The following is a 24,277-nucleotide window of genomic DNA, read 5'->3' as shown; positions in this document are numbered from 1 at the left end:
TTGCGTATCAGAGAGTGGGCGCGGCATGCCTCATAGGGCACTGCTGCGTAACGCCACTAACAAAGCCGCGGCACTCGCGCCGCGACAATCCACAACTTTTTCTGCGCCAGCGGCCCGCGCCATTTCATAGACCCGCGGGCTGGGCACGAACAACGGCAGCTGCGCCACCACAGGCCAATCTTCGCCGGCCAGGGCTTGCAGGTGCAAAAAACCCTGCCCACTGCTGACCACTACGCCATTCAAGCGTTCCAACTGGATGCGTTGCATCAACGCCCCGGCGGCGTAAGCCGGAAGGAGACGACGATACAACTCCAGATAGTCGACACTAGCACCTTGCTCGCGTAAACGCTCAGCCAGCAGCTCCCGCCCACCCTCGCCACGCAGGATCAGCACACGGGCACCGGGGCGTGCGATAGCCTCGCGCAAGGCCGGCAATGCAAGCAAGGCCTCGCTGTCGTCGCCACTGGGCGGATAGTGAACGTTAAGGCCGTGGTCGGCCAGAACCTGCGCAGTGGCGGCACCGACGCTGAACCACGGCAACTGCGGCCAGGGCTGATCCAGCAGGTGCAAAGCAAGTCGCGCAGCGGGTTTGCTGACCACAATGACCGCGCTATAACGGCTCAGGTCACGAAAAACCGCGTGTTGTTCGGCCGTTACCGGCAAGGCTTCGATGTCCAGCAAAGGCAAGCTGCTGCTGAAAATGCCGGCTTCGGACAACGTCGCGGCCAGGGCCGATGATTCCTCGGCAGGCCGCGTCAGCAGCACACGCCAGTCGGTCACTGCGGGCCGGCCTCGCCGTAGACTTTCTGCAGAATGGCGCCAGCGCCTTTTTCCAATAGTTCCTCTGCCACCTGGATACCCAGGGCAGTGGCGTCACGCTGTGGCCCGCGCACCTCGGCGGTCAGCAGCGTACCGCCAGCCGGATCGCCGACCAGACCACGCAGCCAAAGGTTTTCACCTTCGAGCACGGCGTAGCAGGCAATCGGCACCTGACAGCCACCGTTGAGGTGTTTGTTCAAGGCGCGTTCGGCCGTTACACGGATCTCGGTGTCTTGGTGATCAAGGGGTTTGAGCAGGGCGTGGATTTCACTGTCGGCGGTGCGGCATTCAATGCCCACTGCGCCCTGCCCGCCTGCGGGCAAGCTGTCTTCGACGCTGATGGCCGAGGTGATCCGGTCTTCGAAACCGAGGCGAATCAAACCGGCTGCTGCGAGGATAATCGCGTCATATTCGCCGGCATCCAGCTTGGCCAGGCGAGTGTTGACGTTGCCACGCAGAAAGCGGATTTGCAGGTCTGGGCGCCGGGTCAGCAACTGCGCCTGGCGGCGCAGGCTCGAGGTGCCGACGATACTGCCCAACGGCAGCTCATCCAGCGACGCGTAAGCGTTGGAAACGAACGCATCGCGCGGGTCTTCACGCTCACAGATGCAATACAGGCCCAGGCCTTCAGGGAAGTCCATCGGCACGTCTTTCATCGAATGCACGGCGATGTCGGCTTCGTTTTCAAGCAGCGCAGTTTCCAGTTCCTTGACGAACAGGCCCTTGCCGCCAATCTTCGACAATGGCGAGTCCAGCAGCTTGTCGCCGCGACTGACCATGGGCACAAGAGACACTTTGAGACCCGGATGGGCCTGCTCAAGACGTGCTTTTACGTATTCGGCCTGCCACAAGGCCAAAGCGCTTTTACGGGTGGCGATGCGGATTTCGCGAGAGGACATGGATCAATCCGTACTGAATAGATACGGCAGATAATAACAGCTCAGGCAAATACGCTTTGATTTGAATCAGCAAGTGCGGGGCCTCCCTGGCCGCATCGCACCGGGATAAAGCTGCAGGCCTCGCCAAAGCCCTTGGGCTAAAGCTGCTGCATCATCTTGCGCACACCGGCAACGTGGCGGCGGCTGACGATCAAGGCGTCGCCATTGAGCCCTTTCAGGAACAACTGAAAGTGCCCCAGGGGCGTGCGCTGCAGGCGCTCTATTCGCTCGCGAGCTACCAGCGCGTTGCGGTGGATGCGCACAAAGCGGTCGCCGAATTCATCTTCAAGGGCCTTGAGCGGCTCATCGAGCAAGACTTCGCCAGTCTCGTGACGCAGGGTCACGTACTTGTGGTCAGCGATAAAATAGACCACCTGGCTCAGGGGAATCAGCTCGATACCTTTGCGGGTCCGCGCGCTGATATGGCTACGCGGCCCGTTGCCACTTTGCGCCGCCGGCTGGGTCAGCGCGGCGAGCTGGACGCGGTTGGGGCGCTCGGCTTTTTTCAGGGCCTTGAGCAGCGCCTCGGCGGTCGCCGGCTTGGCGACAAAGCTGACACCGCTGTCTTCGAGCGTCTGCGCAGAAAACTCTTCTTGAGCTGCGCATAACACCACGGCAGGCGGCGATTCTCGCTCGCTCAGGCGGGCGGCCACTTGCAAGCCATCAAGGCCTGGCAGGCGAATATCGAGCAACACCACATCCGGCTTGAGGCTGTCGATCAGCGTCAACGCCTCCTCGCCGTTGGTGGCGCTCGGTTCAAGGACTGTATAACCCTCGAGTTCACTGACCAGACGGCTCAGTCGCTCGCGGGCTTGGGGTTCGTCATCAACGATCAGGACATTCATATTGCGCTGGATTCCTGCGTGAGTCTCGCACAAGGATAGCGTAGACAGGTGCGGTGACTTGCGTCACAGCGATCCACGCTAAGACTAGCGCGAGCGGCAAAAAGTGCCCTGAGAGCGGCACCCATATTTACCCGGACCTGTTCAATAGCGCCCAAGACCTGCTGCCTGCGGGCATCGTCGTAGGGTTTGCTGATACACAATCCGAATACCCCCCTTTTTTAATGGATAGTCTGGGCTATGACCGCATCACCCGACTTTGGTGCATTCCCACACTATCAGTCCAACTGTAGACGCTGGCTGAGACGACATTGCTCAATCGACAAATATCGTTTCAATAAGCCCCTGCCTCCAGTCTCGTCCTGGACGCGTTCGGCGGCAAGGCACTTAGCCATCCTTCGCACAAATAAAAATGCCGACCACCCGCAGCACCGCCTCCACGGGCAACCCTGTTATTATCGGCGGCACACCTCCACGCCTCTTTTAAGCAGATCACGAGCGAATCCATGAGCACCGACAAGACCAACCAGTCCTGGGGCGGCCGCTTCAGTGAACCCGTCGACGCCTTCGTCGCGCGCTTCACCGCCTCCGTCACTTTCGACCAGCGCCTGTACCGCCACGACATCATGGGCTCGATCGCCCACGCCACGATGCTGGCCAAGGTCGGCGTGCTGACCGACGCCGAGCGCGACAGCATCATCGATGGCCTGACCACCATTCGCGGTGAGATCGAGGCCGGCACGTTCGACTGGCGCGTCGATCTGGAAGACGTGCACATGAACATCGAGGCGCGCCTCACCGACCGCATCGGTGTGACCGGCAAGAAACTGCACACCGGTCGCAGCCGTAACGACCAGGTGGCCACCGATATCCGCCTGTGGCTGCGCGATGAAATCGACCTGATCCTGGGCGAAATCACGCGCCTGCAAAAAGGTTTGCTGGAGCAGGCCGAGCGTGAGTCCGGCACCATCATGCCCGGCTTCACCCACCTGCAAACCGCACAGCCTGTGACGTTCGGCCACCACCTGCTGGCCTGGTTCGAAATGCTCAGCCGCGACTACGAGCGCCTGGTGGATTGCCGCAAGCGCGCCAACCGCATGCCGCTGGGCAGCGCTGCGCTGGCCGGCACCACTTACCCGATCGACCGCGAGTACACCGCACAACTGTTGGGTTTCGACGCGGTGGGCGGCAACTCCCTGGACGGCGTGTCGGACCGTGACTTCGCCATCGAATTCTGCGCCGCGGCCAGCATCGCGATGATGCACTTGTCGCGCTTCTCCGAAGAGCTGGTGCTGTGGACCAGTGCGCAGTTCCAGTTCATCGACCTGCCGGACCGCTTCTGCACCGGCAGCTCGATCATGCCGCAAAAGAAAAACCCCGACGTGCCCGAGCTGGTACGTGGCAAAAGCGGCCGTGTGTTCGGCGCGCTGATGGGCCTGCTGACCTTGATGAAGGGCCAACCGCTGGCCTACAACAAGGACAACCAGGAAGACAAAGAGCCGCTGTTCGACGCCGCCGACACGCTGCGTGATTCGCTGCGTGCGTTTGCCGACATGATCCCGGCGATCAAGCCCAAGCACGCGATCATGCGTGAAGCGGCGCTGCGCGGGTTCTCCACCGCGACCGATTTGGCGGACTACCTGGTGCGCCGTGGCCTGCCGTTCCGTGACTGCCACGAAATCGTCGGCCATGCCGTGAAGTACGGCGTAGATACCGGCAAGGACCTGGCGGAAATGAGCCTGGAAGAACTGCGCCAGTTCAGCGACCAGATCGAGCAGGACGTATTCGCCGTGCTGACCCTGGAAGGCTCGGTAAATGCCCGCAACCACGTGGGCGGCACAGCGCCGGCGCAGGTCAAGGCAGCCGTGGTGCGTGGCCAGGAACTGCTCGCCAGCCGCTAAAGGCTAAAAGCATCGCAGGCAAGCCAGCTCCCACACTTGAATGGGTTCACCCTTCAAAATGCGGGAGCGGGCTTGCCCGCGATGGCGTCATTCCGGCCGCCAAATTTTCTACTTCTTGGCCGCAATCATCGCCATAAACGCCGGCATCGCTGCCTCCCTGTCCGCCGCAACCCTCTTGGCGTTAGGCATCTCGTGCAAGCGCTCCAGCAACGCTTTGGCCTTCGGCAACTCAGCCAGCAAATCCAGGCCAAACAGCTTCTCGCCCACTGCACAGGCGAGGTTCACGCTGTACATGAAATACAGATCGGCAATCGTAAAGTTCTCCCCCGCCACGTACGGCGCAAACTTGCCGTGTCGCCCCAAGGAACCTATCCCCAACAGCAACTCGGCCCTGGATTTTTCCTTGATCGCCTCCGGCACCGGCATTGCGAAGAACGCCTCGGCGAAACACGCGCGGGCGGGCAATTCGATGTACAACTCGATCTCCCTGCACAGCGCCAGCACCTGCGCACGCTGGAAAGGCTCGGCGGGCAGCAGTGACGGGCCTTCCTGGGTGTGTTCGAGGTACTCAAGGATCACGCTGGTTTCGTTGATAAACCCTTGTTTGACGCCCAGCACCGGCACTTTGCCGCGCGGGCTGACGGCCAGGGCTTGCGGGGTCTGGCCTGCGTAAAATGGCACCTCTTCAAACGGCAAACCTTTCTCCAGCAGCGCCAGTTTGACCATGTTGTAGTAGTTGCTGACCGAAAATCCGTAAAGCTTGAGCATCGCGAATGCCTCCAGGCCGGGTGTGGGGTTGGCTGCAGAAGTTATAGAGCGTCGAACCCGACCTGACCAGCAGCATCACCCGCCTGAATGGGCGTAGACTGGCGCCCTTTCCTTGAGGAGCCCCGCCATGAGCGAGCCAACCGATATCGACAACGACGAAGAAGAGTTCACCGAAAGTACGCTGACCCAGGCCATCGAAAACCAGATCGAAAGCGACAACCCACCTGCGGCCAAGGCCACCTTCAACAAGCTGACCCTGGTCGGTTATGAGCGTGATGACATCTTGAACCTCATGGCCCACGTGCTGGCCGTGGAGATCGACAAAATGCTCGAAGAAGATCGCGCCTTCGATACCGAATGGTACGAAACCGCACTGCGGGCACTGCCCGAGCTGCCGCCCGAAAACGACTGAATCCAGTACCTTTGTGGCCTGGAAGCCTGCTTCCTCGCCACAAACCTGCGCCATATCAAGACCCACGACTTTCTCACTGGACAGCCCGGCAAAGTGCGTTCACCTTATGCCCTGCTAGCCTCTAATAAATTTTAGAAAGTCTGGAGTCCTTATGTCGTATACCCCTGAGTTGGTTGCCGAACTGGAAATCCTTGTACTCTTTCCCTTGGACAGCACCAAGGAAGGTCTGAAAGTCCACCAGACCGCCGCCCCCACTGCCATCGCCGCTGCCAAGCGCCTCCATGCGAAAGGCCTTATCGACCAGCCAGACGGGGGCTACCTGACCAGCCTTGGTCGTGACGCTGCCGAGCAAGCCCAAACCCTGCTGACCATTCTGACCACCGCCACCACCAAAGAAGCTGCCTGACACCTGATCCCGCCCATGGAGTCCGCCTTCTGCGGATTCCGAGGGCGTTGCTGTGGAAGACACAAAATTCTGACGTCAATAACCCTTTCCCTCTAAACCTCCTACGCTTCTGGCTGTAAACTCCTACACGGCCGCCCACGTCGGGCTCTGCGAGCCAACGACCTAGAAATGACCCGCACCCACGAAATCCGCCCCGACCTGGACGAAGGCATCGACCGCAAGGTGCTGGCCCAGCTGCGCGCGCGGTTCATGGCCCTCAATGCAGGCCGCATGGCCCGGGCCGTCGAGGGGCTGACGCCTCGCCAGCAAAGCGTGCTGACCCTGTTGCCGCTGTTTTTCCACGTCAATCATCCGTTGCTGCCAGGCTATGTCTCGGGCAGTACGCCCGCAGGTCTGTCGAACTTCGAGCCCGACGCCCAGGCGCTTACCGAAGCCCAGCGCCTGACCCGCTCGTTCTCCTACAAGCCACGTCATGGCAACCCACCCCGGCCGATCCACGGCCTGTTCCTGATGGGCAGCCTCGGCACCCTGGCCCAGGCGGATCAGAGCGACATGGACGTGTGGGTGTGCCACGCGCCGAACCTTGGCGACACCGAACTGGCCGAGCTGCGCAAAAAGTGCCAGTTGCTGGAAGCCTGGGCCTTGAGCATGGGCGCCGAGGCGCACTTTTTCCTGATCGAGCCGACGCGCTTTGTACTCGGTGAGCGCGACACGCAACTGAGCTCCGACGATTGCGGCACCACCCAGCATTATTTGTTACTGGATGAGTTCTACCGCACCGCCATCTGGCTGGCCGGGCGCACGCCGATTTGGTGGCTGGTACCGGTGTACGAAGAAACCCGCTACGCCGAATTCACCCATGCGCTGATTTCTAAGCGTTTTATCCGCGCCGATGAAACCCTGGACCTGGGCCACCTGGCTCACATTCCGCCAGGCGAGTTCATCGGCGCCGGGCTGTGGCAACTGTTCAAGGGCATCGAGTCGCCTTACAAATCGGTGCTCAAGCTGCTGCTGACTGAGGTCTACGCCAGCGAGCACCCGAACGTGCATTGCCTGAGCCTGCGCTTCAAGCGTGCGGTGTTTGCCAACCAGATGGACCTGGATGAGCTGGACCCGTACATCGTGGTCTACCGCCGCATCGAGGAATACCTCAAGGCGCGCAACGAGCCGGAACGCCTGGAACTTGTAAGGCGCGCGCTGTACCTGAAGGTCAACCGCAAGCTCAGCGCCGGCCAACGCGGCACAAGCTGGCAGCGGCTGTTGCTGGAGCGCCTGGCCCATGAATGGGGTTGGGACCAACGCCAACTGGCCTTGCTGGACAGCCGCAGCCAGTGGAAAGTGCGCCAGGTCGCCTCCGAGCGCCGTGCACTGGTCAATGAGCTCAATTACAGCTACCGCTTCCTCACTCAGTTCGCCCGCACCGAGCAGACCGTCAGCCTGATCAACAAACGCGACCTCAACGTGCTTGGCCGGCGCCTGTATGCGGCGTTCGAACGCAAGGCCGGCAAGGTCGAGTTCATTAACCCCGGCATCGCCCCGGATTTGGCCGAAGACACCCTGACCCTGGTGCAATCGCCCAACCGCAAAGAGCCCGGCCAACACCATTGGGGCCTGTACAACGGCAACCTCACGGCGCTGGAGTGGGAGCACTTCGCACCGATCAAGCGCAGCCGCGACCTGTTGGAAATGCTCACCTGGTGCCACCGCAACGGCGTGATCGACAGCAGCACTCGCCTGGCGCTGCACCCGGGCGTCAGCGACATGACCGAATTCGAGCTGTTCAACCTGTTGGGCAGCCTGCAACAGACCATCGCCCTGCCCTTGGCCAGCGTCGATGAAGAGCGTTTATTGCGCTCGGCGGTGCCGGAAGAAGTGCTGCTACTGATCAACGTCGGCGTCGACCCGCTCAAGCATCACCGCGACCTGAATATCCTGATGACCACCGAGCGCACCGACTCCTTGAGCTACGCCGGTGTGCGCGACAACCTGGTATTGACCCTGGATCAGGTCACGCTCAACAGTTGGAACGAGGTGCTGGTCAGCCGCTACGACGGCCCCCACGCGCTGCTCGATTGCCTGCGCGACTACCTCAACCAGCTACCGCCGGACCACTTGCCACGCCTGCGGGTGCGTTGTTTCTGTCACAACCGTGCGCAGTTCATTGCCCAGCGCGTAGAGGAAATCTTCGACACCGCGCAGAACCTGCTGCTGGGCCAGGGCAATCACCGCTACTTGCTTCAAGTGCAGCAGCACTACCACGTGATGGAACTGATGCCGGGCCAGGCCACCCATGTGTCACTGCCGACCCAGGATGCGCTGATCGCCTACCTCAGCGAAGAACTGGCCAGCTACAGCCCGTTGCACCTGGACGCCATGGCCCTGGAAGACCACGACCTCGCGCTGCTGTTGCCGATGGGCCTGGCCGATTGTGTGCAGGTGTTCTACCGGGTCAATGAAGGCTTCGCCGAGTTGTATGTGCTGGATGAATTCAACGCGCTGTGGCAGCAACGCTTGCCGTTCCATGACGAACAAAGCCTGTTGGCGCCGTTGCAGCGTTTTCTGCAGTCGATCATCTATCGCCGCGAAGCGCTCTCGCCGCTGGACACGCACCAGCCGTTAGGCGAAGTGCAAACCTTGTATTACCAACTGTTGCCGTCCGGCAGCCATCGCGCACGTGGCATCGAGCCACGGCCAGCCCCTCAGAATCCCGCCAACAAGCCGTTTTATGACGTGCAGGCGATTATCGGCAAGGCCGCACCCGGCCAGGTCGGCATCACGCTGTACTGTAATCAACGGGAGTTTTCAGAGTTGGAGTTCGGCGATCAACTGTTTGCAGTGGTCGCCCAGGAAATCGTCGGGCAGCGCCGGGAAACCGAGCGCTACCGCTGCTACATCACCGACCTGGACCTGTCCGGCCTGCTCGGTGATGTGCAAAGCCCAAGTAACTTGTACCTGCGCTACAAGGCTGAGCTGGAGTTGTCGCTGAATGCGGCACTGAGCCAGATTTAAAGCGCGAAAGCGCCGCCATCTTTGGGCTGGCCTTCAACGCTGAGCAATTCCAGCTTGAGGGTTTTGCCGCCCGGCGCCGGCCAGTCGATGTGCTGGCCCACTTGCAGGCCGAGCAGCGCGCTGCCCACCGGCGCAAGGATCGAGATCTTGCCTTCGTCGGCATTCGCGTCCTTGGGGTAAACCAGGGTCAGGTGGTAGTCCTTGCCGCTGCCTTGCTCACGGCAATGCACGCGGGAATTCATGGTCACGACACTTGCAGGCACTTCCTCGTGGCCAACCACTTGTTCGGCACGGTCGAGCTCGGCTTGCAGCGCGACAACACCCGGCTGAGTCTCGTCCATGCGGTCGATCAGTTGCTCAAGACGCTGCACGTCAAGACGGGTAAGAATGATGGAAGGTGCGGTCATGATTCAGGCAGACTCCTTTTTTCTGCACAAAAAAGCAAAACCCCGCCAGGAAAAGGCGGGGTTCTCACGGACCTCGATGAGTTGAGGTGTACCCGGACACTACCACAGCGGCACAAATAAACAAGACGACCTCAGGCGAGGCTCCGGCGCTGTTCGGCCTCGGCGCAGATCACCCGGCGCCGGGCATCGTCGGCGGAGCGCCATTCACGGATGTCTTCCACGTGGCGGAAGCAGCCGAGGCAGACTTTTTGCTCGTCCAGGCGACACAAACTGATACAAGGTGACGGCACCGCCGGGCTGACATTGCTGAACAGCGGCTTGGGCGGGCGTACAGGTGCAGGCTGGGTCACGATCAAATCTCGTCGAAGTCCAGCTCGACGCCGGCTTGTTCTTGAACCAGGCGTGCGAGCATTTCGCTCAACAGCTCATCGCTGGTATCGCACTGCCAATTGTTGTCTTCTTCGTTGAAGTCAAAGTGAAAACCACCCGAACGCGCCGCCAGCCACAACTGACGCAGCGGCTCCTGGCGGCTGAAGATCAGTTGGGTGCCGTTTTCAAACTTGACGGTCAGCACGCCGGCCGAGTTTTCCAGGTCCACGTCCAGGCCGCTGTCGTCGAAAATATCTTCCAGCGCCTGCTGGGTCGAATCCACCAGGTCGTGAAAACGGGCTTCGGTCAAACTCATTGTGGCAACCTCAAAAGTGTCTGGTTTTGCTCAAGCGCCGCACGATACGGGCGAGCCCCGCTTATTGCAAAGGATACCGAGTTCATTACCGATGGCGGTATGAAATATCCACGGCCAGCGTAGCCTGCTTCCCAACCATCTCGGCAAACCCCCGCCGGACGGGTATTGCGGCGCATAGGCAAGCTGGCGGGTGGTCGGTATACTCGGGCGCAATTAATGCATATTCAAGGATTTCGCCATGAAGCGCCTGATCTCTTCCCTTGCTGCGCTCGTCGCGGTCGCTTGCCTCGTTAGTGCCTGTGGTCAAAAAGGCCCGCTGTACCTGCCCGATGACAGCAAAGACCCAAATGATCAGGCGCAGTCGTCACAAAAGCCGTCAAAAGCGCACAAGCACGACACCTATCAATAAGGGAAACCCATGGACGCTTTTAACTACCGGGACGGCGAGCTGTTCGCGGAAGGCGTGGCGCTGTCCGCAATTGCCGAGCGCTTTGGCACCCCGACTTACGTGTACTCACGTGCGCACATCGAAGCCCAGTACCGCACCTTTGCCGACGCGCTGGAAGGCACGCCGAGCCTGGTGTGCTACGCCGTCAAGGCCAACTCCAACCTGGGTGTACTGAATGTCCTGGCGCGTCTCGGCGCTGGTTTCGACATCGTTTCCCGTGGTGAACTGGAGCGTGTGCTGGCGGCCGGCGGCAAGCCTGACAAGATCGTATTCTCCGGCGTTGGCAAGAGCCGCGAAGACATGCGCCGCGCCCTTGAAGTAGGCGTGCATTGCTTCAACGTTGAATCCACCGACGAGCTGGAGCGCCTGCAAGTGGTCGCCGCCGAGATGGGCGTTCGTGCGCCGATCTCCCTGCGCGTCAACCCGGACGTCGATGCCGGCACCCACCCGTACATTTCCACCGGCCTTAAAGAGAACAAGTTCGGCATCGCCATTGCTGACGCCGAGGACGTGTACATCCGCGCCGCCCAATTGCCGAACCTGGAAGTGCTCGGCGTTGACTGCCATATCGGCTCGCAACTGACCACCCTGCCACCGTTCCTGGATGCGCTCGACCGCCTGCTGGCGTTGACCGATCGCCTGGGCGAGTGCGGCATCTACCTGCAACACATCGATCTCGGTGGTGGCGTGGGTGTGCGTTATCGCGATGAAGAACCGCCGCAGATCGCCGACTACATCCAGGCCGTGCGCGAGCGCACTGAAGGCCGCGGCCTGACCCTGATGTTCGAGCCGGGCCGCTACATAGTCGCCAACGCGAGCGTGTTACTGACCCAGGTCGAGTACCTCAAGCACACCGAGTACAAGGACTTCGCCATCGTCGACGCGGCGATGAACGACCTGATCCGCCCTGCGCTGTACCAGGCCTGGATGGATGTGACTGCCGTCAAGCCACGTGCTGGCGAAGGCCGTAATTACGACATCGTCGGCCCGATCTGCGAGACCGGCGACTTCCTCGCCAAGGAGCGTCAGCTGGCCCTGGAAGAAGGCGACCTGCTGGCCGTGCATTCGGCCGGTGCCTATGGGTTTGTCATGAGTTCCAACTACAACACCCGCGGCCGTGCCGCCGAGGTGCTGGTGGACGGTGATCAAGCGTTTGAAGTGCGTCGCCGCGAGACGGTAGCCGAGTTGTATGCTGGCGAAAGCCTGCTGCCGGAGTAAGCCATGCTGCTGCGTTTTACCAAGATGCACGGGCTGGGCAATGACTTCATGGTCCTCGACCTGGTCAGCCAGCACGCGCACATCCTGCCCAAGCACGCCAAACAGTGGGGCGACCGTCACACCGGCATCGGGTTTGACCAGTTGCTGATCGTCGAGGCACCGAGCAACCCGGAGGTGGATTTCCGTTACCGGATCTTCAACTCCGATGGTTCCGAAGTGGAACAGTGCGGCAACGGTGCGCGCTGCTTCGCACGCTTTGTGCTGGACAAACGCCTGACCGCCAAACGCCAGATTCGCGTCGAAACCAAAAGCGGTGTGATCGAACTGGACATCCGCAGCGATGGCCAGATCAGCGTGAACATGGGCGCGCCACGCCTGGTGCCGGCGGATATTCCGTTCCAGGCCACCGAGCAGGCGACCCATTACGCGCTGGAGGTTGATGGCAAGACGGTGGATATCGCCGCCGTGTCGATGGGCAACCCCCACGCCGTTCTGCGGGTCAACGACATCAACAACGCGCCCGTGCATGAACTGGGGCCGAAAATCGAACATCACCCGCGCTTTCCGGCACGGGTCAATGTGGGCTTCCTGCAGGTGATCGACCGTACCCGCGCGCAACTGCGCGTGTGGGAACGCGGCGCCGGCGAAACCCAGGCCTGCGGCACCGGCGCTTGCGCTGCGGCCGTGGCCGCGATCAGCCAGGGGTGGATGGATTCGCCGCTGCTGATCGACCTGCCCGGTGGACGCTTGTCCATCGAATGGGCAGGCCCTGGCCACCCGGTGATGATGACCGGGCCGGCCACGCGTGTATACGAAGGACAGGTCCGTCTATGAGTGAGCCAAGCTAATGACCGATAAGCCTCAAGTACCCGCCCAAGCAACCCCAAGCGAAAGTCTGGAGGCCGCTGCAGTCGCGGCGTACCTTGAGGCTAACCCGGACTTCTTCGTCGAACACGAAGAGCTGCTGCCGGCCCTGCGCATTCCCCACCAGCGCGGCGACACCGTGTCGCTGGTGGAGCGGCAGATGAAGATCCTGCGTGAGCGCAATATCGAAATGCGCCACAAGCTCTCGCACCTGATGGACGTCGCCCGCGACAATGACCGTCTGTTCGAGAAAACCCGTCGCCTGATTCTTACCCTGATGGACGCTACCAGCCTGGAAGAAACGGTGATCGCCGTGGAAGACAGCCTGCGCCAGGACTTCCAGGTGCCCTTTGTCAGCCTGATCCTGTTCAGCGACAACCCAATGCCGGTGGGTCGCTGGGTCAGCGGTGGCGAAGCGCAAACCGCGATTGGCGGCCTGCTCTCTGAAGGCAAGACCATCAGCGGCACCTTGCGCGAGCATGAGCTGGACTTCCTGTTTGGTGCCGAACAGCGCAAGCAGATCGGCTCGACTGCCGTGGTCGCCCTCAGCTATCAAGGCCTGCACGGCGTACTGGCCATCGCCAGTCGTGATCCGCAACACTACAAAAGCTCGGTGGGCACGCTGTTCCTGACCTACATCGCCGAAGTGCTCGGCCGGGTACTGCCGCGCTTCACCACCGCCCTGCGCGCGGTGCGCTAGCCATGGAACGGCAACTGGACGCTTATTGCGCTCACCTGCGCAACGAGCGCCAGGTGTCGCCCCACACGCTGGAAGCCTATCGACGGGACCTGAACAAGGTCCTGGCGTATTGCGAAAAACAACAGATCGCCAGCTGGAAAGCCCTGGATATCCAGAGCCTGCGCAGCTTGATCGCGCGGCTGCACCAGCAAGGCCAATCTTCGCGCAGCCTGTCGCGCCTGCTCTCGGCGGTGCGCGGCCTCTATCACTATCTGAACCGCGAAGGCCTGTGCGACCACGACCCGGCCAACGGTCTGTCCCCACCCAAAGGCGAGCGGCGCCTGCCCAAGACCCTCGACACTGATCGCGCCCTGCAATTGCTCGACGGCGCCGTCGAAGACGACTTCCTCGCACACCGCGACCAGGCGATTCTTGAGCTGTTCTATTCCTCGGGCCTGCGCCTGTCGGAACTGACGGGCCTGAACCTCGACCAACTGGACCTGGCGGACGGCCTGGTGCAAGTACTCGGCAAGGGCAGCAAGACCCGCGTGTTGCCAGTCGGCCGCAAGGCGCGGGAAGCCTTGCAACTGTGGCTGCCGCTGCGTCTGTTGACCAACCCCGCGGACGATGCGGTGTTTGTCAGCCAGCAAGGCCGGCGCCTCGGGCCACGGGCGATTCAGGTGCGGGTCAAGCTCGCCGGTGAACGCGAGCTGGGGCAGAACCTGCACCCACATATGCTGCGACACTCTTTTGCCAGCCATATGCTGGAATCGTCCCAGGACCTGCGCGCGGTGCAGGAACTGCTCGGCCACTCCGACATCAAGACCACGCAGATCTACACCCACCTCGACTTCCAACACCTGGCGACGGTGTACGACAGCGCCCATCCACGGGCCAAACGCATCAAGGACGGCGACTCATGAGTATCAAGCTGATCACCTTCGACCTGGACGACACACTCTGGGACAACGTACCCGTCATCATCGGCGCCGAAGCGTCGATGCGCGAGTGGCTGGCGATCAACGCCACCAAAGTCGGCGAATTGCCCCTGGAGCATTTCGCCCGCCTGCGCCAGCAGGTGCTGGAGCGCCATCCCGAGCTCAAATACCGCATCAGCGTCCTGCGCCATCGGGTGTTGATGCATGCGTTTGAAGAGGCGGGTTATCCACAGCCTGAAGCCACGGACATGGCGGATGTGTGCTACGAAGCGTTTATTCATGCGCGGCACCAGCTCACACCATTTCCCGAAGCCGAGCCGATGTTGCAGGCGCTGCGCCAGCACTTCTTGCTGGGGGTGATCACCAACGGCAATGCCGATGTGCAGCGCGTCGGGCTGGCGGACTATTTCCACTTTGCCCTGCGCGCCGAAGATATCGGCATCGCCAAGCCGGATGCGCGGTTGTTTCAAGAAGCGTTGCAACGCGGTGGCGTGGACGCCAGTCAGGCGGTGCATATCGGCGATCACCCCGGCGATGACATCGCCGGGGCGCAGCAGGCAGGGCTGCGTGCGGTGTGGTTTAACCCGACGGGTAAGGCGTGGGAGGCGGATAAGCGCCCGGATGCGGAAATTCGTAACTTGGCGGAGCTGCCAGCGCTGCTGCGCAGCTGGAACTGACGCAAAAACCTAATGTGGGAGCTGGCTTGCCTGCGATGACGGTGAGCCAGACAGCACATCACTAGCTGACGACCGCTATCGCAGGCAAGCCGGCTCCCACATGGGACTGCGGCGGATCTGCAACTTTATTACAGCCATGAAAAAGCCCGCAGCGACGGCGGGCTTTTTCTTACAAGCGAACTGCTGACCTTAGATAGGACGGCTGCCGTACTTGTTATCCGGCTTCTTCGGCGGGTCTGCCACCACGTTGGCCTCGACTTCCTGCACTTTGCCGCCTTTAGCGAGGAACTCTTCCATCGCACGGGCCAGCGCATCGCGCTCTTTGTTCTTGGCTTCAACGCTCGGCAGTTCGTCTACCGATACAGCGGCCTTGGCTTTGCCTTTGGCGGCTTTGGCGGGCGCGTCATCGCTGATTTCGTCGCCATCGTCAGCAACGTCTTCAACGGCCGCTTCAAGACCCTCTTCGGTCTCGTCGTCGTCGCCTACTTCAAGTTCGTCGTTTTCCAGATCATCGTCGCTCATGTTCTACCTCATGACTTGCGAAAAGCAGATTAGTTATAGCCCAGCTTCACCCTCTGTCGAGTTTGCCGGAAAAAATCACATCCACCGGATTACCAGTGGCTTATGCCCCATCACCGTGCAAGGTGGCGAGGACTTTACGAGCACCGCCATGATCACGGTGCTCGCCCAGATAAACACCTTGCCAGGTCCCCATCGCCAAGCGGCCGGCCTTGACCGGCAAACTCAGCTGGCAGCCCAGGAGACTGGCCTTGAAGTGCGCCGGCAGATCATCCGGACCTTCGTCGTTGTGTTCATATCCCGCCATGCCTTGCGGCACCAGCGCATTGAAAAAACGCTCGAAGTCACGGCGAACCGCCGGGTCGGCATTCTCGTTGACGGTCAACGAGGCCGAAGTGTGCTGCAGCCACAAATGCAACAAGCCCACGCGACAAGCCTTCAATTCAGGCAAGCCGGCGAGCAACTCATCCGTTACCAGGTGAAAGCCCCGGGGCTTGGCCCGCAGGGTTATCAGGGTCTGTTGCCACATACAGTTCTCCGCCCATCGGCGCGCATTCTAGCGCGCTCAGGGAAAAAACAAAGTACCGAATACGCCTACATGCATGTAAGACTTTTGCACGCTGAAAAGTACCGTGTGCGCACCATCACAAACTCTGCGCAAAAACCGGTACAGGTCCTATCACTGACAAACGCCAGGCAAAAAAATGCCCGGCAAGCCGGGCATCTTTTTTTCGCGTACTTACAAGTTGTAGCCGCGTTCGTTGTGTTGCGCCAGGTCGAGGCCCACGGCCTCTTCTTCGTCGGTAACCCGCAGGCCCATGACTGCATCCAGCACCTTGAGGATGATGAAGGTCACGATAGCCGTGTAGATCACGGTGAAACCGACGCCTTTGCACTGGATCCAGACTTGCGCCGCGATGTCAGTGGTGGCTGCGTTGAAGCCGCCCAGGGAAGGCGCAGCGAACACACCGGTCAGGATCGCGCCGAGGATACCGCCGATACCGTGCACGCCGAAGGCGTCCAGGGAGTCGTCGTAGCCCAGTTTGCGTTTCAGGGTAGTGGCGCAGAAGAAGCACACCACGCCCGCCGCCAGGCCGATGACCAGGGCGCCCATTGGGCCCACGGTGCCGGCAGCCGGGGTGATTGCCACCAGGCCAGCGACTACGCCTGAGGCGATACCCAGTGCGCTTGGCTTACCGTGGGTGACCCACTCGGCGAACATCCAGCCCAGCGCCGCAGCAGCGGTAGCGATCTGGGTGACCAACATCGCCATACCGGCAGTGCCGTTGGCCGCAGCCGCGGAACCGGCGTTGAAGCCGAACCAGCCAACCCACAGCATGGCCGCACCGACCAGGGTGTAACCCAGGTTGTGAGGTGCCATTGGGGTGGTTGGGAAGCCTTTACGCTTGCCGAGTACCAGGCACGCCACCAGGCCGGCCACACCGGCGTTGATGTGCACCACGGTGCCGCCGGCGAAGTCCAGCACGCCCCAGTCACCCAGCAGCGAACCCGGACCGCCCCACACCATGTGCGCAATCGGTGCGTAGACCAGGGTGAACCAGACGCCCATGAAGATCAGCATCGCGGAGAACTTCATACGCTCGGCGAAAGCACCGACGATCAGCGCAGGAGTAATGATGGCGAACGTCATCTGGAAGGTGACGAACACCGCCTCAGGGAACAGCGCCGCAGGGCCGGTGATGCTCGCCGGGGTCACACCCGACAGGAACAGTTTGGACAGGCCGCCCACGAACGAGTTGAGGTTGACGACGCCTGCTTCCATACCGGTGGTGTCGAACGCCATGCTGTAGCCGTAAACGAACCACAAGATAGTGATCAAGCCGGTGATGGCGAAGCACTGCATCATCACGGAAAGAATGTTTTTGGAGCGAACCATGCCGCCGTAGAACAGCGCCAGGCCCGGAATAGTCATGAACAGCACCAGCGCGGTGGATGTGAGCATCCACGCCGTGTCGCCGGAATTGAGGACTGGAGCAGGGGCTGGGTCCGCCGCCAATGCCAGGGCCGGCATTACGAGGGACAACAGGGCTCCTAGCCCTGCGAATTTACGCAGAGTCATATTGTTTTCTCCTGGGGCGTTGGGGGTTTGGCGGCTTAGATTGCGTCGGTATCGGTTTCGCCGGTACGGATGCGAATAGCCTGTTCCAGATTGACCACGAAGATCTTGCCGTCACCGATCTTGCCGGTGTTGGCCGCCTTGGTTATCGCCTCGATAACCCGGTCAAGATCCTTGTCGTCAATGGCGACATCAATCTTCACCTTCGGCAGGAAATCGACCACGTATTCCGCGCCGCGATACAGCTCGGTGTGACCCTTCTGCCGACCGAAGCCTTTGACCTCAGTAACGGTAATGCCCTGCACGCCGATCTCGGACAACGACTCGCGTACATCGTCCAACTTGAACGGCTTGATGATGGCAGTGACTAGCTTCATGAAAACTCTCTCCCGAATTGGTGGACTTGCCCCAGGAAAACAAACCCGTCTCAAGTCTAAGCGCAGTGCCTGGCTTTGTAACGCGTCGTCGCCTCGGCATTTACCGTTGCGACGCCAGCGAACCACTAGTGACGAAACCTGTACCCCTGATCCGTCGGCGCACTGCATTCGTCACAGCGACTGCATCAGTGCATGGGTCATGATCGTCTAAGCAGAAACCTTGCCAGCTCCGTAAAAATCACTGAAATCAGTCCTTTGCCCACTTATGCCCACCTGCGGGGCGAATTGGCGGCCGCAATGCGCACAAAAACAGTGCGCAGCCGCCCGACCCTCTGCGCGAAAAGCGTGCGCTCACGACCGTGAAAATGACTATAGACGCTGCGTGATACACTGCCGGCCAACAGTTTTCCGGAATGTTTCCCATGCTCGCGCCCAAAGACCTCCTCGACGCCCTGAGCGGCCACGCCTCTCGCCTGTTCAGCGGCGACACCCCGCTGCCCCGCAACGAAATCGAAAGCCAGTTCAAGGCGATGCTGCAAAGCGGCTTCAGCAAACTCGACCTGGTCAGCCGGGAAGAGTTTGATAGCCAGATGGTGGTGCTGGCCCGCACGCGTGCACGGTTGGAGAGTTTGGAGGCGAAAGTCGCCGAGCTGGAAGCGCGCCTGACGCCACCCTCTGCTGAATAAACGCGATCAGTGTGGGAGCTGGCTTGCCTGCGATGTAGACGCCTCCGTGTATCAGTTGCACACAGGCGATGCTATCGCAGGCAAGCCAGCTCCCACATAAAGCGCTGCGAACGACTTCGGATACGTTCTGTAAAACCTCCCCCGCCTCGCTCTTCCCCACCTCGTCTACCCTTGAAAAACCCGCAGGAAGCGGCCTCTCTTTCAAGGAACGAGCATGTCCCTCGCCATCGTCCACAGCCGCGCCCAAATTGGCGTCGAAGCCCCTGCCGTCACTGTTGAAGTGCATATGGCCAATGGTCTGCCGTCCCTGACACTGGTGGGCCTGCCGGAAACCGCCGTCAAGGAAAGCAAGGACCGCGTGCGCAGCGCCATCCTCAACTCTGCGCTGCAATACCCGGCACGCCGCATAACCCTCAACCTCGCGCCCGCCGACCTGCCAAAGGACGGCGGGCGTTTTGATTTGGCGATTGCCCTGGGGATTCTCGCCGCCAGCGTGCAGGTGCCGGCGTTGATGCTCGATGACGTGGAATGCTTGGGGGAATTGGCGCTGTCCGGTGAAGTACGTGCAGTGAAAGGCGTGTTGCCGGCAGCCCTGGCAGCGCGCAAGGCTGGGCGCACCGTGATAGTGCCTCGGGCGAATGCGGAGGAGGCGTGCCTGGCGTCGGGGTTGAAGGTGATTGCGGTGGACCACTTGCTGCAGGTGGTGGCGCACCTGAATGGGCATGTGCCGATTGAACCGTATAAATCCGATGGCCTGCTGTACTTGAACAAGCCCTACCCGGACCTGAGCGAAGTGCAGGGGCAACTGGCCGCCAAACGCGCGCTGCTGATTGCGGCAGCGGGCGCGCATAACCTGCTGTTCAGCGGGCCGCCCGGCACCGGCAAGACCTTGCTCGCCAGCCGCCTGCCCGGTTTGCTGCCGCCGCTGAGTGAACAGGAAGCCCTGGAAGTGGCGGCGATTCAGTCGGTGGTCAGCCTCGCACCGCTGAGCCATTGGCCGCACCGCCCATTTCGTCAGCCGCACCATTCGGCGTCGGGGCCGGCGTTGGTGGGCGGCGGTTCGAAACCGCAGCCGGGGGAAATCACCCTCGCCCACCATGGCGTGCTGTTTCTGGATGAGTTGCCGGAGTTTGATCGCAAGGTGCTGGAGGTGCTGCGTGAACCGCTCGAATCCGGGCACATCGTGATTTCCCGTGCGCGTGACCGGGTGAGTTTCCCGGCACGCTTTCAACTGGTCGCGGCCATGAACCCATGCCCTTGCGGCTATTTAGGCGAGCCGAGCGGGCGCTGTCGGTGCACGCCGGAGCAGATTCAGCGCTATCGCAACAAACTCTCGGGGCCGCTGCTGGACCGGATCGACTTGCACCTCACCGTCGCGCGTGAAACCACGGCACTTAACCCGACCCAGCAGGTCGGGGATAACACGGCGAAGGCCTCGGCGGAGGTGGCCGACGCCCGCGAGCGCCAGCTAAAGCGCCAGGGCTGCGCCAATGCCTTTCTGGATTTGCCAGGGTTACGCAAACACTGCCAATTGGCGAAAGCCGATGAAGGCTGGCTGGAAAGCGCCTGCGAGCGGCTGACGCTGTCGCTGCGCGCGGCACATCGTTTGCTCAAGGTGGCTCGCACCTTGGCCGACCTTGAACGGGTTGAAAACATCGCTCGGCATCACTTGGCGGAGGCGTTGCAGTACCGGCCTGCGTCGGTGGGCTAGCCTGAAAACCCCAAACCTATGGCCAGTGGGCTTTCATGACGACCGGGCTTGTCGTGGCGAGCGGGCTTGCCCCGCGTTGGGCTGCGCAGCAGCCCCAGGACCTGGCGACCGGGTTTATCAGTAGAACCGCGGCGGCTGGACTGGGAGCGCTCCGCAGCCCAACGCGGGGCAAGCCCGCTCGCCACGGAGGAATATGCTGGCCGCCAAAAGTGGTGTGGCGGCCTATGCGGGAAAGTCCAGCAACAGCCTCGCCACTTCCATCACTTCATCCAACACCGCTTCTGCCGATTCAGTTGACGGCTTGAGCATCAGGTCGTCGGCATACCCCATCGCCAACGCGAAAATTTGCCGGGCAGCGCGTTGGGGAGAATCACAGCGAAAAACCCCTTCAGCGACGCCCTCCTCTATCACCTCAGCCAGCATGCCTTGCCACTGGGCATTGATCACCAGGTACGCCTCGGCCATTTGCGGGTCGTGCATCGCCTCGTCCCAGGCATCCAGCCACAGCGCCCAGCCGGCGTCGGCGGTGCACGGCAGGCAGTCGCGCAAGAACCCCACCAGCGCCTCCAGCGGCGGCACGCCCACCAGCGGCGCGCGTACTTCCTCCAGCTGCTCATTGGCAAAGCGCACAAAGACTTCGCGGCGCAGTTCATTCCAGTCACTGAAGTAGTGGTAGACGTGGCTGCGCGACAGGCCGGCGTGTTCGGCCAAGTCGCGGGTGGACACATCGGCAAAGCCCTTGCTGCGAAACAGCTCCAGGGCGGCGGCGATGATCTGGTCTTTACGGTCGATACGCGACATGGGCAATTCCTTCGGGCGCCGGTAGATGAGCGGCGCTTGCTTTTGAGCGACCGCTCAAGAATACTTGAGCAGTCGCTCAATAATAGCGTCTATCATTCCTTTGGTGCACCCCATGTCATCCGTTACCCCGCAAATTCTGATCGAAGAAAGCAAGAAAATCGGCCAGCAATCCGCCAGCCAGACCCTCAAGGCGATCGCCCGCGCGTATCCCGGCAAGCTGTTTTGCACACTGTCGTTGGTCGCGCTGGAGAACGCACTGCTGTTGGCGTATCCGCTGTTTGCCGGGTTCGCAGTCGACTCGATCATCCGCGGCGATGCTGGCAGCGCTTTGTTCTACGCCGCCGTGGTCTTGGCATTCTGGGTCGTCGGGGCCGCACGCCGAGCGCTGGACACGCGCACCTTCACGCGTATTTACGCCGACCTCGCGGTGCCGGTGATCCTCAACCAGCGCCTGCAAAACCACAGCACCTCACGGGCGGCGGCGCGGGTGGTATTGGCGCGGGACTTTGTCGACTTCTTCGAAAAACACGTGCCGATCATCGCTACGGCGCTGGTGTCCATCGTCGGTGCGGCAGTGATGCTGCTGGTGATCGAACCGTGGATCGGCCTCGCGTGCCTGACGGCGTTGCTGTTGTGCACCACCTTGCTGCCACGCTTTGCCCGGCGTAACCAGCAGTTGCATGAGCGCTTGAATGACCGCCTGGAGAAGGAAATCGGCCTGGTGGAAAAAGTCGGCGCGCAGACCTTGCAGCGTCACTATCAGGTGTTGTCGCGCCTGCGCATCTGGCTGTCTGACCGCGAGGCCGCCGCGTTCCTGTTTATCGGTACGCTGGCAGCCTTGCTGTTTGTGGTCGCGATCAGCCAATTGGCGTTGTCGCCGGCGGTCAAGGCCGGCCATGTGTACGCCGTGATGACCTACCTGTGGACCTTCGTCAGCAGCCTGGACGAGGCACCGGGCATGGTCGATCAACTGGCGCGCCTGAAGGACATCGGCAAACGCGTAGACCCAGGCCTGGGCGAGCGCTAAGCCTCAACGAAAGCGGTCCACCTCATGGCGCAAGCCGGCCGCCAGGGTTTCCAGTTCCTTGGCGGTAACGGCCAGGTTCGACACCACTTCACGCTGCTCACTGTTGGCCAGGGCAATGCTCTGCAGGTTGCTGCTGAGCAAGGTCGCGGTGCTGCTCTGCTCCTGGGTCGCCGTGGTGATCGCGGCAAATTGCTGACCGGCGGAGCGGCTCTGCTCGTCGATCCGCGCCAGCGCCGAGGCCACGTCGGCATTCCGCGACAGACCTTCCTGCATCAACACATTGCCCTGCTCCATGGTGCTGATGGCGTTGCCGGTTTCCTGCTGAATGCTCTGGATCATCCCGGAAATTTCATCGGTGGCCTGGCGCGTACGCGACGCCAGGTTGCGCACTTCGTCGGCGACCACGGCAAAACCACGGCCTTGTTCACCGGCACGGGCGGCTTCGATAGCGGCGTTGAGCGCCAGCAAGTTGGTCTGTTCGGCAATCGAGGTGATCACGCCGACGATCCCGCCGATTTCCTGGGAGCGCTGCCCCAAGGTATTGATCACGGTGGCCGTGCTGTTCAGGGCCGCCGCGATATGTTCCAGCGACGACGATGCCTCTTGCATCGAGGTGCGACCGATGCGGGTCTGCTGGGCGTTCTCCTGGGCAAGGCGCTCGGTATTACCCATGTTGTCGGCGATGTTCAGCGAGGTGGCGCTGAATTCTTCCACCGCGCCGGCCATGCTGGTGATCTCGCCGGACTGCTGCTCCATGCCTTCATAGGCACCGCCAGACAAGCCGGACAAGGCCTGGGCACGGCTGTTGACGTCTTCCGCTGCTTTGCGGATGTGCGAGACCATCGTCGACAGCGCTTCACCCATCTGGTTGAAGCTGCGCGCCAGTTGACCGATTTCGTCATGGCTGGACACATTCAAGCGCGCGCTCAAATCACCCGCGCCCAAGGCTTCGGCCTGGCGCACCAAGTCGCTCAGCGGCTGCAACTTGCTGCGCAGCAGCCAAACCGCCGCGCCCACCGCCAGCAACATCGCCAGCATGCTGCCGATCACCAGGCGAATCCCCACAGCCCAGGTGACTGCTCGGATCTCGGACTTCGGCATGCTCGCCACCACCGACCACGGGCCGCCTTCGAACGGCACCGAGACGCTGTAGAAGTCTTCGTTCTTGTCGCTCCAGAAGCGGCCTTCGCCGGGTTTCTTCGCCAGGTCGAGCATCACCGGAATCGCTTGATCCAACGCCTGCACACCCGCGGGTGGCACCAGCCAGTGTTTCTGCTCATCCAGCAACGCCAGGGAACCGGTCTGGCCAATACGGAAGCGCTTGAGGTTGTCGAACTGGGCTTTTTGCTCATCGGTGTAATCAAAGCCGATAAACAACACGGCGATCACTTTGCCGCTGGCATCACGCACCGGGCTGTATTGGGTCATGTAGGAACGATCGAACAACACCGCCCGACCGATGTAATTCTGCCCGGCCAACAGGCGCTGATAGGCCGGGTGCTGGTGATCGAGCACCGTGCCGATGGCGCGGTTGCCGTCCTGCTTGGTCAGGGAGGTGCTGATGCGGATGAAGTCTTCGCCGCTGCGCACAAACACCGTGGCCACGCCACCGGACATCTGCTTGAACTCATCGACTTCATCGAAGTTGTTGTTCAGCACCTCATTGCCCAGCAGCAGGCTCGGGGTCTGCACGCCGGCCACGGCGACCGGTTGATCTGCACGCACACTCAACCCGGCGACGAAGCGTTTTTCAAACAGCCCGCTCAAACGCTGGGTACTTTCGCGCAAGGTGCTGTGGAAGGTGTTGAGTTGGTCGGCGAGCAAGCGCGCCTCGCTGGCCAGGTGTTCCTCGCGCGTGTCGAGGTTGGCGGAGTCGAGGGAACGCAGGGCGAAAACCGTGCTGCCGCTGATGACGACAGCCAGAATAACGGCGAGTGCAAGACCTAATTGTGAGGCGATCCGAGCGCGAGGTTGGGACATAACAGCTCCTGGCCGAGGCCAGGATCATCCTGATCTCATAGCGCTGCTCGGCAAATTATCTAGTGGGAAACGTTGGCGCACGATAGTT

Annotated in this window: 26 protein-coding genes; 13 read left to right on the top strand and 13 right to left on the bottom strand. The window is 61.4% G+C overall.

Annotated features, from left to right (window positions below):
* Positions 1-30: 30 nt before the first annotated feature.
* From L8I05_RS14790 to L8I05_RS14780, 3 genes are all read right to left on the bottom strand, one after another.
* A complete protein-coding gene (locus L8I05_RS14790) occupies positions 31-780 on the bottom strand; it encodes a uroporphyrinogen-III synthase (RefSeq protein WP_242169779.1) in 750 nt (249 codons plus the stop codon).
* Positions 777-1,718, bottom strand: coding sequence for a hydroxymethylbilane synthase (gene hemC / locus L8I05_RS14785; protein ID WP_177016666.1), 942 nt, complete (start codon positions 1,716-1,718; stop codon positions 777-779). The genes L8I05_RS14790 and hemC overlap by 4 nt, the downstream gene beginning before the upstream one ends.
* Before the next feature lie 137 nt (positions 1,719-1,855).
* Positions 1,856-2,602 (bottom strand): LytTR family DNA-binding domain-containing protein, encoded by a 747-nt coding sequence (locus L8I05_RS14780; RefSeq protein WP_242169777.1) that lies wholly within the window; start codon positions 2,600-2,602, stop codon positions 1,856-1,858.
* A 503-nt stretch (positions 2,603-3,105) separates the two neighbouring features.
* Here L8I05_RS14780 and argH point away from each other — a divergent pair.
* On the top strand, positions 3,106-4,500 hold the full coding sequence (gene argH, locus L8I05_RS14775; RefSeq protein ID WP_119737267.1) for an argininosuccinate lyase: 1,395 nt from the start codon (positions 3,106-3,108) through the stop codon (positions 4,498-4,500).
* Positions 4,501-4,608: 108 nt separating this feature from the next.
* Here the strand turns inward: argH and L8I05_RS14770 are convergent, their stop codons facing one another.
* Complete coding sequence (locus L8I05_RS14770) at positions 4,609-5,268, bottom strand: glutathione S-transferase (RefSeq protein WP_242169775.1); 660 nt, start codon at positions 5,266-5,268, stop codon at positions 4,609-4,611.
* Between the two features lie 127 nt (positions 5,269-5,395).
* On the opposite strand from L8I05_RS14770, the gene L8I05_RS14765 reads away from it, so the two are divergent.
* From L8I05_RS14765 to L8I05_RS14755, 3 genes are all read left to right on the top strand, one after another.
* Entirely contained in the window at positions 5,396-5,680 is a 285-nt protein-coding gene (locus L8I05_RS14765; RefSeq protein ID WP_058413803.1) for a hypothetical protein, read from the top strand.
* 151 nt (positions 5,681-5,831) lie between these two features.
* Positions 5,832-6,086: a TIGR02647 family protein gene (locus L8I05_RS14760; protein ID WP_010207442.1), complete on the top strand. Its 255-nt coding sequence runs from the start codon at positions 5,832-5,834 to the stop codon at positions 6,084-6,086.
* Positions 6,087-6,254: 168 nt separating this feature from the next.
* Entirely contained in the window at positions 6,255-9,095 is a 2,841-nt protein-coding gene (locus L8I05_RS14755) for a class I adenylate cyclase (RefSeq protein ID WP_242169773.1), read from the top strand.
* Here L8I05_RS14755 and rnk read toward each other — a convergent pair.
* The 3 genes from rnk to cyaY form a co-directional block, all read right to left on the bottom strand.
* Complete coding sequence (gene rnk, locus L8I05_RS14750) at positions 9,092-9,502, bottom strand: nucleoside diphosphate kinase regulator (RefSeq protein ID WP_242169771.1); 411 nt, start codon at positions 9,500-9,502, stop codon at positions 9,092-9,094. The genes L8I05_RS14755 and rnk overlap by 4 nt on opposite strands.
* Before the next feature lie 131 nt (positions 9,503-9,633).
* Complete coding sequence (locus L8I05_RS14745; RefSeq protein ID WP_177016671.1) at positions 9,634-9,852, bottom strand: DUF1289 domain-containing protein; 219 nt, start codon at positions 9,850-9,852, stop codon at positions 9,634-9,636.
* Between the two features lie 2 nt (positions 9,853-9,854).
* Positions 9,855-10,187 (bottom strand): iron donor protein CyaY, encoded by a 333-nt coding sequence (gene cyaY / locus L8I05_RS14740; protein WP_159960914.1) that lies wholly within the window; start codon positions 10,185-10,187, stop codon positions 9,855-9,857.
* A gap of 238 nt (positions 10,188-10,425) precedes the next feature.
* Between cyaY and L8I05_RS14735 the strand changes: the two genes are divergently transcribed.
* Genes L8I05_RS14735 through L8I05_RS14710 form a run of 6 tightly spaced genes read left to right on the top strand, consistent with a single transcriptional unit; the run spans position 10,426 to position 15,011 of the window.
* On the top strand, positions 10,426-10,596 hold the full coding sequence (locus L8I05_RS14735; protein ID WP_106575828.1) for a lipoprotein: 171 nt from the start codon (positions 10,426-10,428) through the stop codon (positions 10,594-10,596).
* Positions 10,597-10,605: 9 nt separating this feature from the next.
* Positions 10,606-11,853, top strand: coding sequence for a diaminopimelate decarboxylase (gene lysA, locus L8I05_RS14730; protein ID WP_242169769.1), 1,248 nt, complete (start codon positions 10,606-10,608; stop codon positions 11,851-11,853).
* 3 nt (positions 11,854-11,856) lie between these two features.
* Positions 11,857-12,687, top strand: a complete 831-nt coding sequence (gene dapF, locus L8I05_RS14725; RefSeq protein WP_242169767.1) for a diaminopimelate epimerase — start codon at positions 11,857-11,859, stop codon at positions 12,685-12,687.
* Positions 12,688-12,700: 13 nt separating this feature from the next.
* Positions 12,701-13,417, top strand: coding sequence for a DUF484 family protein (locus L8I05_RS14720; protein WP_242169765.1), 717 nt, complete (start codon positions 12,701-12,703; stop codon positions 13,415-13,417).
* Positions 13,418-13,419: 2 nt separating this feature from the next.
* Positions 13,420-14,319 carry a tyrosine recombinase XerC gene (xerC, locus tag L8I05_RS14715; RefSeq protein ID WP_242169763.1) on the top strand — a complete coding sequence of 300 codons (900 nt, stop codon included), beginning with the start codon at positions 13,420-13,422 and terminating at the stop codon, positions 14,317-14,319.
* Positions 14,316-15,011: an HAD family hydrolase gene (locus tag L8I05_RS14710; RefSeq protein WP_242169762.1), complete on the top strand. Its 696-nt coding sequence runs from the start codon at positions 14,316-14,318 to the stop codon at positions 15,009-15,011. The genes xerC and L8I05_RS14710 overlap by 4 nt, the downstream gene beginning before the upstream one ends.
* Before the next feature lie 189 nt (positions 15,012-15,200).
* Here the strand turns inward: L8I05_RS14710 and sutA are convergent, their stop codons facing one another.
* The 4 genes from sutA to glnK form a co-directional block, all read right to left on the bottom strand.
* Positions 15,201-15,533 (bottom strand): transcriptional regulator SutA, encoded by a 333-nt coding sequence (gene sutA, locus L8I05_RS14705; RefSeq protein WP_242169760.1) that lies wholly within the window; start codon positions 15,531-15,533, stop codon positions 15,201-15,203.
* Between the two features lie 100 nt (positions 15,534-15,633).
* Positions 15,634-16,059: a secondary thiamine-phosphate synthase enzyme YjbQ gene (locus L8I05_RS14700; protein ID WP_159960928.1), complete on the bottom strand. Its 426-nt coding sequence runs from the start codon at positions 16,057-16,059 to the stop codon at positions 15,634-15,636.
* Between the two features lie 210 nt (positions 16,060-16,269).
* Positions 16,270-17,610 carry an ammonium transporter gene (locus tag L8I05_RS14695; protein WP_053258635.1) on the bottom strand — a complete coding sequence of 447 codons (1,341 nt, stop codon included), beginning with the start codon at positions 17,608-17,610 and terminating at the stop codon, positions 16,270-16,272.
* Positions 17,611-17,645: 35 nt separating this feature from the next.
* Positions 17,646-17,984, bottom strand: a complete 339-nt coding sequence (gene glnK / locus L8I05_RS14690; RefSeq protein ID WP_002555808.1) for a P-II family nitrogen regulator — start codon at positions 17,982-17,984, stop codon at positions 17,646-17,648.
* A 422-nt stretch (positions 17,985-18,406) separates the two neighbouring features.
* Here glnK and L8I05_RS14685 point away from each other — a divergent pair, with 422 nt between their 5' ends.
* Both L8I05_RS14685 and L8I05_RS14680 read left to right on the top strand, forming a co-directional pair.
* The gene (locus L8I05_RS14685) at positions 18,407-18,670 is read left to right on the top strand and encodes an accessory factor UbiK family protein (RefSeq protein ID WP_242169758.1); all 264 of its coding nucleotides are present in this window, start codon (positions 18,407-18,409) and stop codon (positions 18,668-18,670) included.
* Between the two features lie 214 nt (positions 18,671-18,884).
* Entirely contained in the window at positions 18,885-20,381 is a 1,497-nt protein-coding gene (locus tag L8I05_RS14680; protein ID WP_242169756.1) for a YifB family Mg chelatase-like AAA ATPase, read from the top strand.
* Positions 20,382-20,603: 222 nt separating this feature from the next.
* Here the strand turns inward: L8I05_RS14680 and L8I05_RS14675 are convergent, their stop codons facing one another.
* The gene (locus L8I05_RS14675) at positions 20,604-21,182 is read right to left on the bottom strand and encodes a TetR family transcriptional regulator C-terminal domain-containing protein (protein WP_242169754.1); all 579 of its coding nucleotides are present in this window, start codon (positions 21,180-21,182) and stop codon (positions 20,604-20,606) included.
* Positions 21,183-21,294: 112 nt separating this feature from the next.
* Here L8I05_RS14675 and L8I05_RS14670 point away from each other — a divergent pair, with 112 nt between their 5' ends.
* Complete coding sequence (locus L8I05_RS14670; RefSeq protein WP_159960966.1) at positions 21,295-22,209, top strand: ABC transporter six-transmembrane domain-containing protein; 915 nt, start codon at positions 21,295-21,297, stop codon at positions 22,207-22,209.
* A gap of 3 nt (positions 22,210-22,212) precedes the next feature.
* Here L8I05_RS14670 and L8I05_RS14665 read toward each other — a convergent pair whose 3' ends face one another.
* Entirely contained in the window at positions 22,213-24,189 is a 1,977-nt protein-coding gene (locus L8I05_RS14665) for a methyl-accepting chemotaxis protein (RefSeq protein ID WP_242169752.1), read from the bottom strand.
* Positions 24,190-24,277 lie beyond the last annotated feature (88 nt).

It is taken from the genome of Pseudomonas sp. MONT-RG-20F-20-E-7-02 (assembly GCF_022662395.1).
Lineage (GTDB): Bacteria > Pseudomonadota > Gammaproteobacteria > Pseudomonadales > Pseudomonadaceae > Aquipseudomonas.
Note: the sequence above shows the minus strand (reverse complement) of the source record. Positions and strands in the feature narration are given on the sequence as shown.